The organism is Tatumella sp. UCD-D_suzukii, from assembly GCF_000611875.2.
Classification (GTDB): domain Bacteria; phylum Pseudomonadota; class Gammaproteobacteria; order Enterobacterales; family Enterobacteriaceae; genus Tatumella; species Tatumella ptyseos.
Map to the genome: position 1 here is coordinate 144,286 of NZ_JFJX01000007.1, position 14,916 is coordinate 159,201.

Consider the following 14,916-nt stretch of genomic DNA (forward strand, 5'->3'; position numbering starts at 1 on the left):
ACGCATACAACAGCGCTAAAATTGATCCTGGCCAAAGCATGATTAACTATTCTCAGTAAAGGGTACAAAATTCACTCTGCACCCCGGAAAACTGATTAGTTACCCTTAAGTAACCTGTACATATCTTCTTCTGCTTCAGGATCCTGCGTTTCGCTGTCTTCATCCAGATCGATACCCAGTTTTTCCATCAGGACTTCAATACGGTCCAGCGTCGTATCCAGCCAGGTCTGTTCTTCTGCAGATAATTTTACGCCATTCTCCAGCTGATCCAGCAACGTATCCAGACGCTCATTACTTTCGAGCGCGGCCAGTTCTTCACGGGCACTGAGGGCAGGTGCCGCTTCGCGACGTTTAACCACCGGTTTTGCGGCCACAGCACCTTCAGCGACCAGAGGAACCGGCTTTTTACTGCCCAGACGCGGGTCGTTCAGCGCTTTGTCTTTCCCTTTACCCTTGCCCTGATCATTCGCAGGATTTGCACGGTTACCGGCTGTCAGACCTTTTTGTTTTTTCTGCCGCTGACGGTCACGGCCTTCCATATTCAGTTCGGCGCGCGTCTTACGCTGAGGTGCGGATTTACCGCGCGGTGCTTTGGCAGGTTGTTTCATGGTGTTCAGTCTCAATGGTTTTTCTTTAGTATAGAATTGCGGCGGAATCTAGCAGAAACCAGCATAATTAAAAAGCGACAGCTGCGGGTATCGCACATTTATCAGAACCAGGTGCTCCCATGCTGATACCCGAAGCCGGTTTTGTCGCCCGGTAACCGGTATTTATTCCCCCGCAGATCAGCACTGAGTAAACCGCAAGGCTGTTCACCTGTTCCGTAACAATAGCAGGAAAAACTCACAGGGTCAGGGGATTACACACCCGTGTGAGCTGGATTCCAGGCCAATAACAGGGCGAAAACAGGGTAACGGATATCCCCCGTTCACTGATGACCGATCCTGCCGGGTGCCACCCGCGATCAAATCGGGTGCGGATCACATTGTATACAGGCACTTTGCCGCCATAACAGGTATACTCCCGTTATTACCCTGACCTTATTATGCGGAGTTTGACCTTGTCTGGATGGAATTATCACGTTACCCACTTTGTTACCAGTGCCCCGGACATTCGCCATCTGCCTGTCGATAGTGGTGTGGAGGTGGCTTTTGCCGGACGTTCTAACGCAGGTAAATCCAGTGCGTTAAATACGTTAACCAATCAGAAGTCGCTGGCACGTACCAGTAAAACCCCCGGCAGGACCCAGCTGATTAACCTGTTTGAAGTTGCTGACGGCTATCGGCTGGTGGATTTACCGGGTTATGGTTACGCGGAAGTCCCGGAAGAGATGAAACTGAAGTGGCAACGCGCGCTGGCTGAATATCTGCAAAAGCGGGATTCATTAAAAGGACTGGTCATTCTTATGGATATCCGCCATCCGATGAAAGATCTCGATCAGCAAATGGTGCAATGGGCCGTTAACAGCCATATTCCGGTGCTGGTATTACTGACCAAAGCCGATAAGCTGGCTTCTGGCGCCAGAAAAAAACAGCTGAATCTGGTACGTGAGCACAGCCAATCCTTTGAAGGCGACGTTCAGGTAGAGATGTTTTCTTCACTGAAGAAAATTGGCGTTGATAAATTAAAAAATAAACTGGACGAGTGGTTCAGCACTTATTCGATCAGTGCCGGAGATAACGCCGAAGTTTAATTCCCGCATATGGCTTCCTGACGGTACTTTCGCACTATCTTCCATAAAAAACGCCCCGATCACCGAAATGACCGGGGCGGCTAATATTCAGCCAAATCCGATTACGTGAAGTAAAAGGTCTGAAAGATAGAACATCTTACCTCTGTACCCTACGTCTGAAAATGTACCTGATTTTCCGGACCCAATAAAGCACTTTCTTGCTCTTTTTTTAATACTTTTGACGCCTTATTAATCAGAAAATATAAAATAAAAAAATATCGCGGGCTATCCGCATAATAAACACCTGTCACGTAATAAAGATAATATTTCTTCTGTTTCCCTCAGGTTTTCATTTCTTATTCGTGAATTATCGCGTTTATTTACCCCTGCCCCCTGAAAACGGCCTGCTCCCCCGGAAACCGGAAAAACACAACCCATTGAAAATAATAACCTTCCTTAAGAATAGTGTGAAAAACAGTACATTTTTATATGTTCCGAAAATATGATCCCTTTTCCTTCCTTGAAAATACAACACCACGATCCATTTATAAAACATTAAGAACAAAACAAATCAACAATTAATTAACTTATGCAGATTTTACTGTATAGTAGCCCCCGCCTTTCCCCGGCAGGCGTCGCCACAAATAGTGAGCTTTCGCCATCCTCCGTTGGCAAAACGGAATACAGGATAAAGCAGCCCCCCTGCTGGCCGGCAAAGACAAAAACATGGGATACGCGGATCGGCTTTTTAATATAACGATAGATATTGGTGCACCTTCTCTGAATTTTAAATAATAAAATTCTTCTGAGCACGATATTCATAAAAAGGCAATCACACCCATAAAGTAAGAAAATACCTTTTTTATAAGAATTATTATCATGAAAAAAAAAACAATGCACAGGCTCTCTCATAACACTCTTATCTTCAGTCTGGCGCTGCTGAGCACATCAGTATTTCCGTCCGTCAGTTCAGCAGCCGATGCCCTGAGTAATGGCTCGCCCTGGATGTCCGGTGACTGGGGCGGGACACGCACCCAACTGAAACAGAAAGGCGTAGATTTCCAGGTTAACTACACCATGGAAAATGCGGCGAACCTGGCAGGAGGCTATAACACCTCAACTACCGCCCGTTACAGTGACCAGTGGGGGTTCGGAGTCGACCTCGATTTGCAAAAACTCCTCAACTGGCAGGATACCGAATTCCGGTTCACCGTCACCAATCGTGACGGGCAAAACCTGGGCGATCATATCAGTGATCCGCAGGCGGGCATGTTGTCATCTCCTCAGGAAGTCTGGGGACGGGGCCAGACCTGGCGTCTGACCCAGTTCTGGTTGAGAAAAGGCTTTTTCGATCATCGTCTGGATATCAAGGCCGGTCGTCTCACTGTCGCAGAAGACTTTGATGTGATCGACAGTCAGTTCCAGAACCTGGCTTTCGGAAATGGCCAGGCCGGTAACTGGCGTGGTGATCACTGGTTTAACTGGCCGGTTTCCCAATGGGGTAGCCGGGTTAAGCTGAATATTACGCCGGACGTTTTTATGCAGGTCGGTTTGTATAATCAGACCCCTTACAACACCGAACGCGGTGACGGTTTCCGTCTGGAGTTCAGCCCGACGACCGGCAATATGGTGCCGGTAGAGCTGGGCTGGAAGCCGGCATTGGGTCCGGATCACTTACCTGGCAACTATCGTCTGGGTTATTACTACTCGTCAGCCAGTGACAATGTTTACAGCTCATGGCACAACACAGGGTATAGCGATACCGCCCATGCTTATGGCGGTTACCTGGTGGCTCAACAGCAACTGACCACCTGGCATGGCAGCGCAGATCGTGGGTTAACACTGACATTACAGGCTGTGATGAATGACCATCGGACGTCGAAAACCGATAATTACGAGGCCGTTTCATTCACCTGGAAAGGTCCTTTTGATGCCCGCCCGGAAGATGAAATCGGGGTCGGTGCTGCCCGTATCCACGTGAACTCAAGCTACTCCCGCATGTTGCGTGATGAAAACCGTGCTGAGGGCGTGAATAGCGATACCCGTCCGACCTATCTGCCTGTACAGAGCGGTTCGGAAGATGATTATGAAGTCTATTACAACGTCCGGGTCACGAAATGGCTACAGGTACGTCCGAATCTGCAGTTGGTCGCCGCCCCCGGCGCGGTCAGCCAGGTACAGAATGCCTTTATTGGTGGCCTGAGCGCGAACGTCAATTTCTAAAATATCCACCGGCATCAAAGGCAGCTCCGGCTGCCTTTTTTATGGCATGCCCCCTCTGCCAGCGAGACCCCGCATCGTCTGGCAGGGGTATATCACCGGTTACAATATTATTTCCCCCCCCCTGTAGATTTTGCGATTAAATTAACAAATTGTTAATAATATTCGTTGCAAACATTAGCATGATGACTATTTTTAAGGTAATTACCTCGCCGGATAACCTGTTCAATGGCTTATCCCCGGGTTTGGCCGGGACCTGAGAGTACGCATTATTTTTCTTATCACGAAGGATGCTTTTTTCACTTCCCTCTACGGCGCTGGCCGCGGGATCGGCAGTCCCGGTGTTCGGGGCAGTGATTGATAACTTAGTCATGTGCAGGAGTGTAAATTGAGACGATCGAGTCTGGCTCTGATTCTCAGCCTATTGATGCTGGCAGGTAAATCGGCACAAGCTGCAGATACCCCGGCCGCAGCATCAGTCATTGAGCAGGGAAAATATCTGTCAATTGCTGCCGACTGTGGTGCCTGTCATAACTCACCCGGACCTTCAGGGGCACCGATGGCCGGCGGGTATGCTGTCTCATCGCCCATGGGAAATATTATCGCCAGCAATATTACTCCATCAAAGATCTTCGGCATCGGTAATTACAGTGAGGCAGACTTTGCCCGGGCCGTACGCGAAGGGGTGAATGCCAAAGGGGAATACCTCTATCCGGCGATGCCTTATACCTCTTACAGTAAAATGACTGATAGCGATATAAGCGCGCTTTATCAGTATTTTATGCATGATGTTAACCCCGTCAATAAAGCCGCTCCGGCGACACACCTGCCTTTCCCGTTCTCAATACGTAGCACCATGGCGCTATGGGACCTGTTATTTGCTGATAATCAGCGTCTTACTCCCGATACTCAGGGATCGGCGCAGCTCAACCGGGGTAACTATCTGGTCAATGCTCTGGAGCACTGTGATACCTGTCATACGCCACGTAATTTTATGATGGGGCAGAAAAACAGTGAAGCGCTGTCTGGCAGTCAATTGGGGAGCTGGTATGCCCCGAATATCACCTCTGATAAAACCGCCGGCATCGGTAGCTGGAGCAATGATGAGCTATATCGTTATCTGAAAACCGGCCATGTTAATGGTAAGGCGCAGGCCGCTGGCCCGATGGCTGAAGCCATTGATCATAGCCTGCAATATCTTAGCGATGATGATTTGCATGCCATCGTCGCCTGGCTCCGCCAGGTGCCCCCCTCCGGAGCAGCGGCGACGGTATCACGCTTTGATCAGGGGAAACCGTCAGAGACTGAAAACACATTACGTTCGGTGGCTCATCCGGATGCTGGCTGGCAAATCTATAGCAGCACCTGTGCCAGCTGCCATCAGGCAAACGGCGAAGGAAGTCAGTTCTATCCTTCTCTGTTTCATAACAGCGCCACCGGTGCAACAACACCGGACAATCTGATCGCTACGATCCTGTTTGGCGTACATCGCCATGCGGATGGGCAGTACATCGCGATGCCAGCTTTTGGCCCCGCAGGGGCTTTTTCTGAACGACTGAATGATCAACAGGTCGCTGATGTCGCTAACTATGTACTGAAACACCACGGTAATGCCGCACTGTCCGTGACGGCAGATCAGGTCAAAACGGTGCGGGAAGGCGGTCCGACGCCGATCATTGTCCGGCTGGCTAACCCGGCAGTACTGGCAGGCGGCGTGATAGTGATCCTCGTGCTGATCCTGCTGGCTCTGCGTAAAAGGAGGAAACATGTCCGTAAATAATCCCCCCCCTTCCGGTATTTCCCGCCGGCATTTATTACAAGGGATTGGAGTACTTTCGGTTGCCGGATTATGCGGTTCTCTGTTCCCTGCGTATCGTGCCGCGGCTGCCGGTTTACATGACAGCGGTTTTATTCCGCTGTCGGAATTCCTGGTAAACCGGCGGGTAAATCCTGTGCTGGCACAACGTTATTTTGATGGCCTGCATCGTCATGATGCAAATTTTGATCAGAAACTGTCCCTGTTACAGCAGGATATCCGGCCGGGAAAATACCGGAATATTGATAATTTTCTGCAGAATAATCCTGTGAATTCTGATCTCCGTCAGGCAGCCTCACAAGTTATCTCAGCCTGGTACCGGGGAGTTGTAGGGAATGACGATAAACTGGAGCTAATCGCCTATGCAGAAGCCATGATGTACCTGCCAACACAGGGCATTCTTGTGGTTCCCACGTATGGCAGTGGCCCGATTTCCTGGGCTGCCGTTGATAATAAACCCGCACATCAGGGGCCGGAAGTATGAGTCAGACGACGACAGATGCAGATGTTATTATTATCGGGTCAGGTGTCATGGGCGGATTACTGGCAACACGGCTGCTGCAGGCCGGTAAATCCGTCATTATTGTCGAGGCTGGCCCGAGGGTCACCCGACAGGAGATTGTGGAACGCTTCCGTAACTCACCGTTTAAAATGTCTCTGACTAATATGAAACTGCAAGGTGTCGGATCACCTTATCCTGACCTGCCCTATGTGCCTTCGACCTATGGCGATTATTTACAGCAGGTCGGCCCGGTCAAATATCCTACCAAGTATTTGCGGGTGGTGGGCGGAACGACCTGGCATTTTGGTTCCGCCCTGTGGCGAATGATCCCAAATGATTTCCGGTTACAAAGCCTGTACGGCCATGGCCGTGACTGGCCTCTGAGCTATGATGACCTGGAGCCCTGGTACTGCGATGCAGAATATGAGCTTGGTGTATCCGGCGTCGATGGGCAGGATGAGAGCGGACATGGGGGTAAAGCCTGGCCGCCGCGCTCAAAACCGTTTCCGATGCCCGGGCTACCCACCAGTTATATGTTTGACCGCCTCAGTGAATTACTGGGAAAGGGAGGCTACAACCCGGTGCTTGAACCAAATGGCAGGGCCACCCGTCCATGGGGGAATCGTCCGGTATGTGCCGGAAATAATAATTGTAACCCGGTCTGCCCAATCGGAGCCAAATATGACGGTACCCGTCACATCGATGAAGCAGAACGCCTGGGAGCGAAATTACTGGATAACTCGGTCGTTTATAACATTGAAGCCGATGACAGCGGTAAAATTACCCGTATCTGGTACAGGAAGCCGGACCGGTCAGAGCACTCCCTGACGGCAAATGTCTTTATTGTCGCGGCTTACGGGATTGAATCGCCAAAACTTCTGCTGATGTCTGTCTCTGAAAAATACCCTAAAGGTATCGCTAACTCCTCAGATCAGGTAGGACGGAACCTGATGGGACATACCGGCATCAGTATGAATTTTATGATGGATGAGGATGTCTGGCCCGGGCAGGGACCGACAGAATTACTGGTGTATCTGAATAACCGTGACGGGGAATTCAGGAAACAGTTTCCAAGTTACAAAATCAAAGTACGTAATACCGTGCCTACGGCAGACTATGCAGCTTCGCTGATCAGCAAAGGGATTTTGGGATCAGAACTGGATGCTGAGCTGCGCAGACAATCTGCACGTTCACTTAACTTTGCTATCGATTTTGAAACAGTACCGCTGCCAGAGAACCGCATCGTACCGAGTAAAACCAAAACAGATGCTATTGGTATTCCCCTGCCGGAACTCTCTTATAGTGTCACCGATTACTGGCAAGCGGGTAAAAATGAAGGGCTGAAAGATTTTGCTAACTTTGCAAAACTACTCGGCGGAAAAATACTGAAAATTGATACCAGCTATCAGGATCGTCAGCACATCATGGGAACCACAATTATGGGTGATGATCCTAAGAATTCGGTCGTCAATTCAGATTGCCGGACTCATGACCATCCGAACCTCTATATCGCCGGAACCAGTGTGATGCCTTCCACCTCCTGTATGAATCCAACCCTGACCGGGGCGGCGTTAACGCTGAGGCTGGCAGATCACCTGCTCAAAAACAACCTGGTATAACGCTCAGATACCGGGCCGGTGAAGGCCCGGTATCTGTACAGCCCGGGGTCATCTGCGGAGGCAAAACCGCTTGTTCCGGTCATATAAGATCCAGGTATTCCGGAGGCAGCCGCGGGTTAGCGCAGCAGAACTCTCTGCCTGTACAGAACAGTTGGCCTATGATGATGGAACCTATTGCAACGTCCGGGCCATGAAATGGCTACAGGTATGTCCGAATCTCCGGTTTGTCACCCCCCACGGCGCTGCCATCCGGGTACAAAACGTCTTTTATAATGACATTTTCCCCCTCCCCGCTACACTGATTGCCTGTAAAAAGTACAGAATGACGGGGTTATTTTCCCGGCAAACCACCCGATGGAGGCCATACAGTGAAATCACCGAATGACAGAGTCCGGATAGTCGATGTCAGAACGCTTTCTGATGACTGGTATCTGCTGGAGAAATATACCTTTGATTTTCAGCGCCATGACGGTTCGTGGCAGCGGTTAAATCGTGAAGCCTATGATCACGGTGACGGTGCGGCCGTGTTACTTTTCAACCGCGAGAAAGGCACCGTAATACTGACCCGCCAATTCAGGTTGCCCGCGTATATTAATGGCGGCGAAGGCATGCTGATTGAGGTCGCTGCCGGATTGCTGGAAGCAAAAGACCCTGAGTCCCGTGTACGTCAGGAGGCTGAAGAGGAAACCGGTTACCGGATAAGTCACGTCAGGAAAGTCTTTGAGGCCTGGATGAGTCCCGGATCGGTCACCGAAAAGTTACACCTGTTTGTCGCGGAATATCACCCGGAAGACCGGGTTTCGCGGGGAGGCGGACTGAAAGAGGAAGGCGAAGATTTGGAAGTGCTTGAAATGCCTTTTACCGAGGCTATGCAGGCCATGAACAACGGTACCATCAATGACGGGAAAACTATTATGCTGCTGCAGTACGCGGCCCTGAATCAGTTAATGTCACCCTCTATTGACCAGTAATCATGCCTGCCCCCCTGAAATCAGGCAAGAGGGACAGGGTAAGCGGGAAAATTTTATGAAAGACCGGCCAGAAAAGGTATCGGATACCGGTCGTAGCACCGGTACATTCTTTACTTCACATGGGGATCCCGGTCAGTCTGTGATAAATAAAGTATCGACCTTATGCCCTCATTGTTTCCAGGGGGTCAATGTGGCATCCGTCCAGGAACCATAGGCCGCATTCGGTAACACAATCCAGTCATCCGCAAAATGTGCTTCATTCTCTGCGACCAGCTGACGCTGCTGCTCGGTTGTTTTTTTATTCTTAAATTGCGCTGAGAGATCCGGCAGGCTGTCACCGAATAACATAATGATGGAGTAGTGCTGACGGATGGTGGCGCGTCTGACCTGCTTAGATGCGGTATCCAGCATAACATTATCTTCTGATACCTGAGGTAACCCCAGCGAACGGAGTAATGCCAGAGTCTGTGCTTTATTCGCCTGACTGCGATCGGAGACATAAAAAATATGCACCTTTTTCGCATTCACGGCCTGCAGAAACGCTTTTGCGCCTGGGATAAGCCCGGGATGTCCCGATTTCTCCCATGCATCCCACGTATCCCAGCGGGTGAAATCGTGGCAATTTTCGATATCCCTGACCATTAACGGCGTATTGTCCAGCACGGTTTCATCTAAATCCATCACCACTGCCGCTTTTTCCGGGTCCGCCAGTCGGGCGACTTTTGCCTGAAAGGTCTGCTGTGCAAATTTATAGGTCTGCAACTGCAGGGCCATAATTTCTGCAGATTTCTGCTGATAACGGAGTGCCATTTCATAGGTTTTCGGGGCACAGACTGAAGGGACATCAGCACTTCGGGAAGAAAAACTTACCAGCGGGAGTAAAATGAGGGGCAGGATTTTTAACTTATTTTTCATCATGTTCGCTCTCTCTGAATATTTTCGGGCAGACTACACTGACGGTATGACAATTTTATGACCAACGCAAATCACCGGGGCTATCCCCCGCCAGGATAAATGTATCCCGTCATTGAAATGATAACTATTCTCATATTAATATGCAGCCTGATCTTAACCTGTGACGCCTGATGCCATGACTGACTCCGCCATTTCTTCTGCTGCCCTGACGCTGGATAAACTCTATCATTCACATCATGGCTGGTTAACGGTCTGGCTTACCCGGAAATTACACTCCGCTTTTGATGCCGAAGACGTTGCGCATGACACTTTTTTACGGCTTTTCGGGAAAGATACAATACCCACTATCCGCGACCCGAAATCTTTTCTTTGTACCGTAGCGAAACGGGTAATGGTTGACCTTTTCCGCCGCCAGGCACTGGAACAAAGCTATTTACAGATGCTGGCCTCTCTGCCGGAAGCGCAGCAACCGTCAGAAGAAATCCGCCAGATCCAGCTGGAGACCCTGCAACAGGTCGATCGCATGCTGGATACTCTCAGTGAAAAAAGCCGTAAGGCTTTTCTGCTCTCTCAGCTGGACGGCATGCAATATCGCGATATTGCAGAAGTCCTGGGCGTATCGGTCAGTTCAGTGAAGAAATATATCGCCAAAGCCACTGAGCACTGTCTGCTCTTCCGGCTGGAGAATGGGCTGTAATGCAGAGTTCGCTGACAGAGGCCAGACGGCGGGCACTACGCTCGGCATCCCATTGGTATGCTCAGCTCAATGATCCGCAGGTGACCCCACAGCAGACCCGTCAATGGCAGCAGTGGGTGAACGGTCATACCGACCATCAGTGGGCATGGCAACAGGTTGAATCGCTGCGTCAGCAAATCACCGATCTGCCCGCCGGAACCGGTCGTTTTTTACTGAAAGACCCACCAGCCACACGTCGTTCGGTGCTGAAAGGCCTCCTTCTGCTCTTCGGTGGTGCTGCCACCGGCTGGCCGTTATGGCGCTCAGAGATGGCTGAAGGTCTGCGGGCCGATTACCATACGGCGAAAGGACAGATGATGCAGCAGCAACTGGCTGACGGCTCGACTCTGATGCTGAATACCGGAAGTGCAGTCAATGTTCGTTTTGACCAGCAGCAACGTCTGATCCGGCTGCTGTATGGTGATATTGCCATTACCACCGGTAAAGACAGCCTGCACCGTCCGTTCCGGGTGCTGACCCGCCAGGGGCTGCTGACGGCTCTCGGGACAATCTTTTCCGTCCGGGAAGACGAGGAGAGTACACTACTGACGGTCAGTGAGCATGCGGTGAAGGTCCGGTTACCGGATGCCCCCGGTCAGTTCAGGCTGGTATGTGCAGGGGAAAGTCTGCGCTTTACCCGCCACGCTTTTTCAGCGATTCAACCGGCAGATCCGCAAGAAACCGGATGGCAACGGGGTACCCTCAGTTTCAGTGATCAACCGCTGAGTGAGGTGGTGGCGACACTCTCCCGTTATCATCGCGGACTGATCCGCTGTACAGGCACCGCAGGGGAGTTTCGTCTGAGCGGTACCTTCCCGGCATTCAATCTTAAAGCCACCCTGGCGGCCATTTCGGCAACACTGCCGGTGACTATCCATACCCTGACACAGTACGTTATCGTCATCAGCAACAAAAGCTGAACGATAATAATAAAAATTATCATTTCCTTTTGTCCTTTTGACGTTCTCATACGACTTCATCAGTGAATACTAAAAATTATGATGGAGAGAGTATGACGACCTCAGACAGCGCATCCGTAAGAAGATCGCGGCAATCACCTTCTCTGGCTCTTTGGCTGCGCATGAGCCTGTTCAGCGGGATGGGCCTGTTCAGTACCGGTAGCTTCGCGGCTTCTCCCCCGCTAACGCATCACTATCAGCTTGCGGCGGGTTCTCTGGATAACACGCTGAACCAGTATGCCGCGCAGAGCGGAATTACTTTATCCGTGAAGGCAGAACTAACCCGCGGCAAGCAAAGTCATGGCCTGCAGGGTGACTACACGGTCGCAGACGGCCTGCAGGCACTGCTGACCGGAAGCCAGTTACAGGCCAAAGCATTAGGTCCCGGCAGCTGGACGCTGGAGCCTGTTCCCGCTATTCAGGGTAACTCAATGACCGTGGTGGGTGACTGGCTCGGAGAGGCCCGTGAAAGTGATGTCTTTGAACATCCCGGTGCCCGCGATGTTATCCGCCGACAGGATTTTGCTAAAACCGGAGCAACCACAATACGCGATGTCATGAACCGTATCCCGGGCGTGAATGCACCTGACAATAACGGGACCGGAAGCGATGACCTGGCGATGAATTTTGGTATTCGCGGATTAAATCCGCGTCTCGCAACACGTTCAACCATACTGATGGATGGCATTCCTGTGCCATATGCCCCGTATGGGCAGCCGCAACTGTCTCTGGCACCGGTATCTCTGGGGAACATGGATGCAGTCGACGTGGTACGGGATGGCGGTGCAGTGCGGTACGGACCGCAAAGTGTCGGCGGGGTCGTCAACTATGTCACCCGGGCTATCCCGAAAACCTTCGGGATAGAAGCCGGAGTCGAGGGTATGCTCAGCCCGACCTCATCACAGAACAGCCCGAAAGAAACCCATAACCTGATGGTCGGCGGCACCGCTGATAACGGTTTCGGCAGTGCCCTGCTCTATTCCGGGACCCGGGGCAGCGACTGGCGCCAGCATAGTGCGACCCGTATCGATGATATTATGCTCAAGAGCCGCTACGCGCCTGACGGTGTCAATACGTTTAACAGCCTGCTGCAATATTACGATGGCCGGGCCGACATGCCGGGAGGCCTCAGCCGGGCCGACTACCAGGCCAATCGCTGGCAGTCCACCCGTCCTTACGATCAGTTCTGGGGACGCAGAGAACTTGCCAGTCTCGGTTATCAGTACCAGCCGGATACGCAGCATAAATTTAATGTGCAGGGGTTCCTCACGCATACACTGCGAAGCGGCTATCTTGAACAGGGTAAGAAGATCACCCTTTCCCCCCGGGAGTACTGGGTAAGAGGTATTGAGCCACGCTACAGTCAGAGTTTCCTGTCTGATGGCGGCGTTGCTCAGGAAATCAGTGTCGGTTACCGCTATATCAGCGAATCCAGCCATGAAATGCGTTACTACACACCCACGACCGGTGGGGGCGTACCGACCGCCTATAGCCCGTACGACCGGGATACGCGCTCAGGCACAGAAGCCCATGCATTCTATGCCGATGACCGTATTGATATGGGTAACTGGACGATTACCCCGGGAATGCGTTTTGAGCATATCGAGTCGTTTCAGAATAATGCTCTGACTCATACACACCAGCAAATCAGCTATAACGCACCGTTACCGGCGCTGAGCGTACTCTATCATCTTACCGATAGCTGGAACCTGTATGCCAATACCGAAGGCTCGTTCGGTACTGTGCAATATAGTCAGATTGGTAAAGCGGTCAGCAGCGGGAGTATCGGGCCGGAAAAAGCACGGACCTGGGAAACCGGAACCCGATACGATGATGGTTATCTGAGTGCTGAAGCCGGGATCTTCCTGATTAATTTCAATAATCAGTATGACTCAGACCAGATTACTGACTCTGTCACGGCCCGCGGAAAAACCCGTCACAGCGGGCTGGAATCTCAGGTCCGTTATGATATGTCAGCGCTGTCTCCGGCACTGGATGATCTTTCGGTCTATGCCAGCTACGCCTATGTGAATGCTGTGATCCTTGAACATGGGGAGACTTACGGTAATCAGGTGCCCTTTTCCCCGAAACATAAAGGGGTCGTGGGCCTCGATTACACTCCGGGGCAATGGCGTTTTAATCTGAACGGTGAGTATCAGTCGTCACAATTCGCCGATAACGCCAATACCGTGGCAGAAAGTGCCGATGGCAGTACCGGGCGTATTGCCGGTTATATGCTGTGGGGCGCTCGTGTCGGATATGATTTTGGCCCGCGTTATTCAAATCTGAAGGTGGGCTTCGGGGTCAAAAATATGTTCGATCAGCCGTATTTTGTCCGTTCTTATGACGATAACAATAAAGGGCTGTATGCCGGTGAGCCGCGCACATTCTACATGCAGGCTTCAGTGAAACTATAATCCCCTGGCAGGAAAAAGAGTCGGTGACTTTCCCCCGTGGGCGATGATGCCCGCGGGGGAGCAATATCAGAAGACTTCAGCTAATAAAGCAAACATCGCTTTAAAAGCACGGTCACTGACATCCGCATTGTATTCGGCAACGCCTTCAACATTCGCGTTCACATCCGTGAAGGAGTGAACAGCACCTTTATAGCTGTGCAGTTTCCAGTCGACGTTAGCAGACAGCATTTCCTGCGCAAAGGCCGGAAGCTGTTCGCGAGGTACCAGCGGATCGCCGGCCCCATCCAGCACCAGGACGGACCCCTGGATCTTCTTCGCATCATACTGACCGCAGGTATCCAGTCCGCCGTGGAAAGAAACGGCCGCTTTAATATCCGCGCCACTGCGTGCCAGTTCCAGGACATTGTGTCCGCCTAAACAAAAACCGAAGGCCGCAATTTTCTCAGCAATGACAGGTGCCTCGGTCTGTGCTTTCAGGGCATCAATCGCCAGCGCCATACGTCCGACTTCCTGCGGGGTATTTTTAACTGTCATCATAATTTCACCGGCCTCTTCTGCGGAAGACGGACGTTTGCCCTGCCCGTACAGGTCGGCAATCAGCACAACATACCCCTGAGCCACCGCTTTCTCTGCCAGTGAGACAGAAGCATCGGTGACACCCATCCAGTTAGGGGCCATTACTAAGCCTGGTACCGCAACTTTGCTGCTGGCATCAAATACCAGGATACCTTCTAAGTCGGTGCTGTTGTCACGATAAACGATTTTTTTCGATTGAATATGGCTCATATGTTTTCCTGATCAGGTGAATAAACGTAAAAATGGTTCTGTCACGCGGTACAGGCGCTCTGCCGTGCACACACCATGACTGATAATCGCTTCCGGTGCAAAAATTCCCGTTATAAGCATCTGTGCTGTTTTAATAATATGCCACAGACAGAAAATTCCCGTTTCATCCCCATTGCGGATTATAGATACCGGTAAACGGTATGATCCCCGAATGAACACACTGAAGCGAGTCAGTTCATAAAACTACCAATTTTTACTTTAACACTGTGATGTTATTTGCTTTTAATTAACATGCTGTTACTT

General features: G+C 51.1%; 12 protein-coding genes. 9 read left to right on the forward strand and 3 right to left on the reverse strand.

Annotated features, from left to right (window positions below):
• Positions 1 to 95: 95 nt before the first annotated feature.
• On the reverse strand, positions 96 to 608 hold the full coding sequence (gene yihI, locus CG67_RS03450; RefSeq protein ID WP_025901594.1) for a Der GTPase-activating protein YihI: 513 nt from the start codon (positions 606 to 608) through the stop codon (positions 96 to 98).
• Positions 609 to 1,060: 452 nt separating this feature from the next.
• Here yihI and yihA point away from each other — a divergent pair, with 452 nt between their 5' ends.
• From yihA to CG67_RS03485, 6 genes are all read left to right on the forward strand, one after another.
• Positions 1,061 to 1,693, forward strand: coding sequence for a ribosome biogenesis GTP-binding protein YihA/YsxC (gene yihA, locus CG67_RS03455; RefSeq protein ID WP_025901595.1), 633 nt, complete (start codon positions 1,061 to 1,063; stop codon positions 1,691 to 1,693).
• Positions 1,694 to 2,551: 858 nt separating this feature from the next.
• Positions 2,552 to 3,895, forward strand: a complete 1,344-nt coding sequence (locus CG67_RS03460; RefSeq protein ID WP_084764889.1) for a carbohydrate porin — start codon at positions 2,552 to 2,554, stop codon at positions 3,893 to 3,895.
• 385 nt (positions 3,896 to 4,280) lie between these two features.
• Positions 4,281 to 5,672 carry a c-type cytochrome gene (locus tag CG67_RS03470; RefSeq protein ID WP_371190662.1) on the forward strand — a complete coding sequence of 464 codons (1,392 nt, stop codon included), beginning with the start codon at positions 4,281 to 4,283 and terminating at the stop codon, positions 5,670 to 5,672.
• Entirely contained in the window at positions 5,659 to 6,192 is a 534-nt protein-coding gene (locus CG67_RS03475; RefSeq protein ID WP_025901599.1) for a sugar dehydrogenase complex small subunit, read from the forward strand. The genes CG67_RS03470 and CG67_RS03475 overlap by 14 nt, the downstream gene beginning before the upstream one ends.
• Entirely contained in the window at positions 6,189 to 7,829 is a 1,641-nt protein-coding gene (locus tag CG67_RS03480) for a GMC family oxidoreductase (protein ID WP_025901600.1), read from the forward strand. The genes CG67_RS03475 and CG67_RS03480 overlap by 4 nt, the downstream gene beginning before the upstream one ends.
• A gap of 368 nt (positions 7,830 to 8,197) precedes the next feature.
• Complete coding sequence (locus tag CG67_RS03485; RefSeq protein ID WP_025901601.1) at positions 8,198 to 8,800, forward strand: NUDIX domain-containing protein; 603 nt, start codon at positions 8,198 to 8,200, stop codon at positions 8,798 to 8,800.
• A gap of 168 nt (positions 8,801 to 8,968) precedes the next feature.
• Here the strand turns inward: CG67_RS03485 and CG67_RS03490 are convergent, their stop codons facing one another.
• Complete coding sequence (locus CG67_RS03490; RefSeq protein WP_025901602.1) at positions 8,969 to 9,715, reverse strand: 5'-nucleotidase, lipoprotein e(P4) family; 747 nt, start codon at positions 9,713 to 9,715, stop codon at positions 8,969 to 8,971.
• Between the two features lie 175 nt (positions 9,716 to 9,890).
• Between CG67_RS03490 and fecI the strand changes: the two genes are divergently transcribed.
• From fecI to fecA, 3 genes are all read left to right on the forward strand, one after another.
• The gene (gene fecI / locus CG67_RS03495) at positions 9,891 to 10,412 is read left to right on the forward strand and encodes a ferric citrate uptake sigma factor FecI (protein WP_025901603.1); all 522 of its coding nucleotides are present in this window, start codon (positions 9,891 to 9,893) and stop codon (positions 10,410 to 10,412) included.
• Positions 10,412 to 11,371 (forward strand): ferric citrate uptake sigma factor regulator FecR, encoded by a 960-nt coding sequence (gene fecR, locus CG67_RS03500; RefSeq protein ID WP_025901604.1) that lies wholly within the window; start codon positions 10,412 to 10,414, stop codon positions 11,369 to 11,371. Before fecI ends, fecR begins: the two co-directional genes overlap by 1 nt.
• A 161-nt stretch (positions 11,372 to 11,532) precedes the next feature.
• A complete protein-coding gene (fecA, locus tag CG67_RS03505; RefSeq protein ID WP_305809599.1) occupies positions 11,533 to 13,827 on the forward strand; it encodes a TonB-dependent Fe(3+) dicitrate receptor FecA in 2,295 nt (764 codons plus the stop codon).
• Between the two features lie 66 nt (positions 13,828 to 13,893).
• Here the strand turns inward: fecA and CG67_RS03510 are convergent, their stop codons facing one another.
• Positions 13,894 to 14,613, reverse strand: a complete 720-nt coding sequence (locus CG67_RS03510; RefSeq protein WP_025901606.1) for a dienelactone hydrolase family protein — start codon at positions 14,611 to 14,613, stop codon at positions 13,894 to 13,896.
• Between the last annotated feature and the right edge of the window lie 303 nt (positions 14,614 to 14,916).

Bases quoted from the DNA above. Each gene is read 5' to 3' on its own strand.
- yihI (WP_025901594.1), bottom strand. From the start codon at position 608: ATGAAACAACCTGCCAAAGCACCGCGCGGTAAATCCGCACCTCAGCGT.
- CG67_RS03460 (WP_084764889.1), top strand. From the start codon at position 2,552: ATGAAAAAAAAAACAATGCACAGGCTCTCTCATAACACTCTTATCTTC.
- CG67_RS03475 (WP_025901599.1), top strand. From the start codon at position 5,659: ATGTCCGTAAATAATCCCCCCCCTTCCGGTATTTCCCGCCGGCATTTA.
- CG67_RS03480 (WP_025901600.1), top strand. From the start codon at position 6,189: ATGAGTCAGACGACGACAGATGCAGATGTTATTATTATCGGGTCAGGT.
- CG67_RS03490 (WP_025901602.1), bottom strand. From the start codon at position 9,715: ATGAAAAATAAGTTAAAAATCCTGCCCCTCATTTTACTCCCGCTGGTA.
- fecI (WP_025901603.1), top strand. From the start codon at position 9,891: ATGACTGACTCCGCCATTTCTTCTGCTGCCCTGACGCTGGATAAACTC.
- fecR (WP_025901604.1), top strand. From the start codon at position 10,412: ATGCAGAGTTCGCTGACAGAGGCCAGACGGCGGGCACTACGCTCGGCA.
- fecA (WP_305809599.1), top strand. From the start codon at position 11,533: ATGAGCCTGTTCAGCGGGATGGGCCTGTTCAGTACCGGTAGCTTCGCG.
- CG67_RS03510 (WP_025901606.1), bottom strand. From the start codon at position 14,613: ATGAGCCATATTCAATCGAAAAAAATCGTTTATCGTGACAACAGCACC.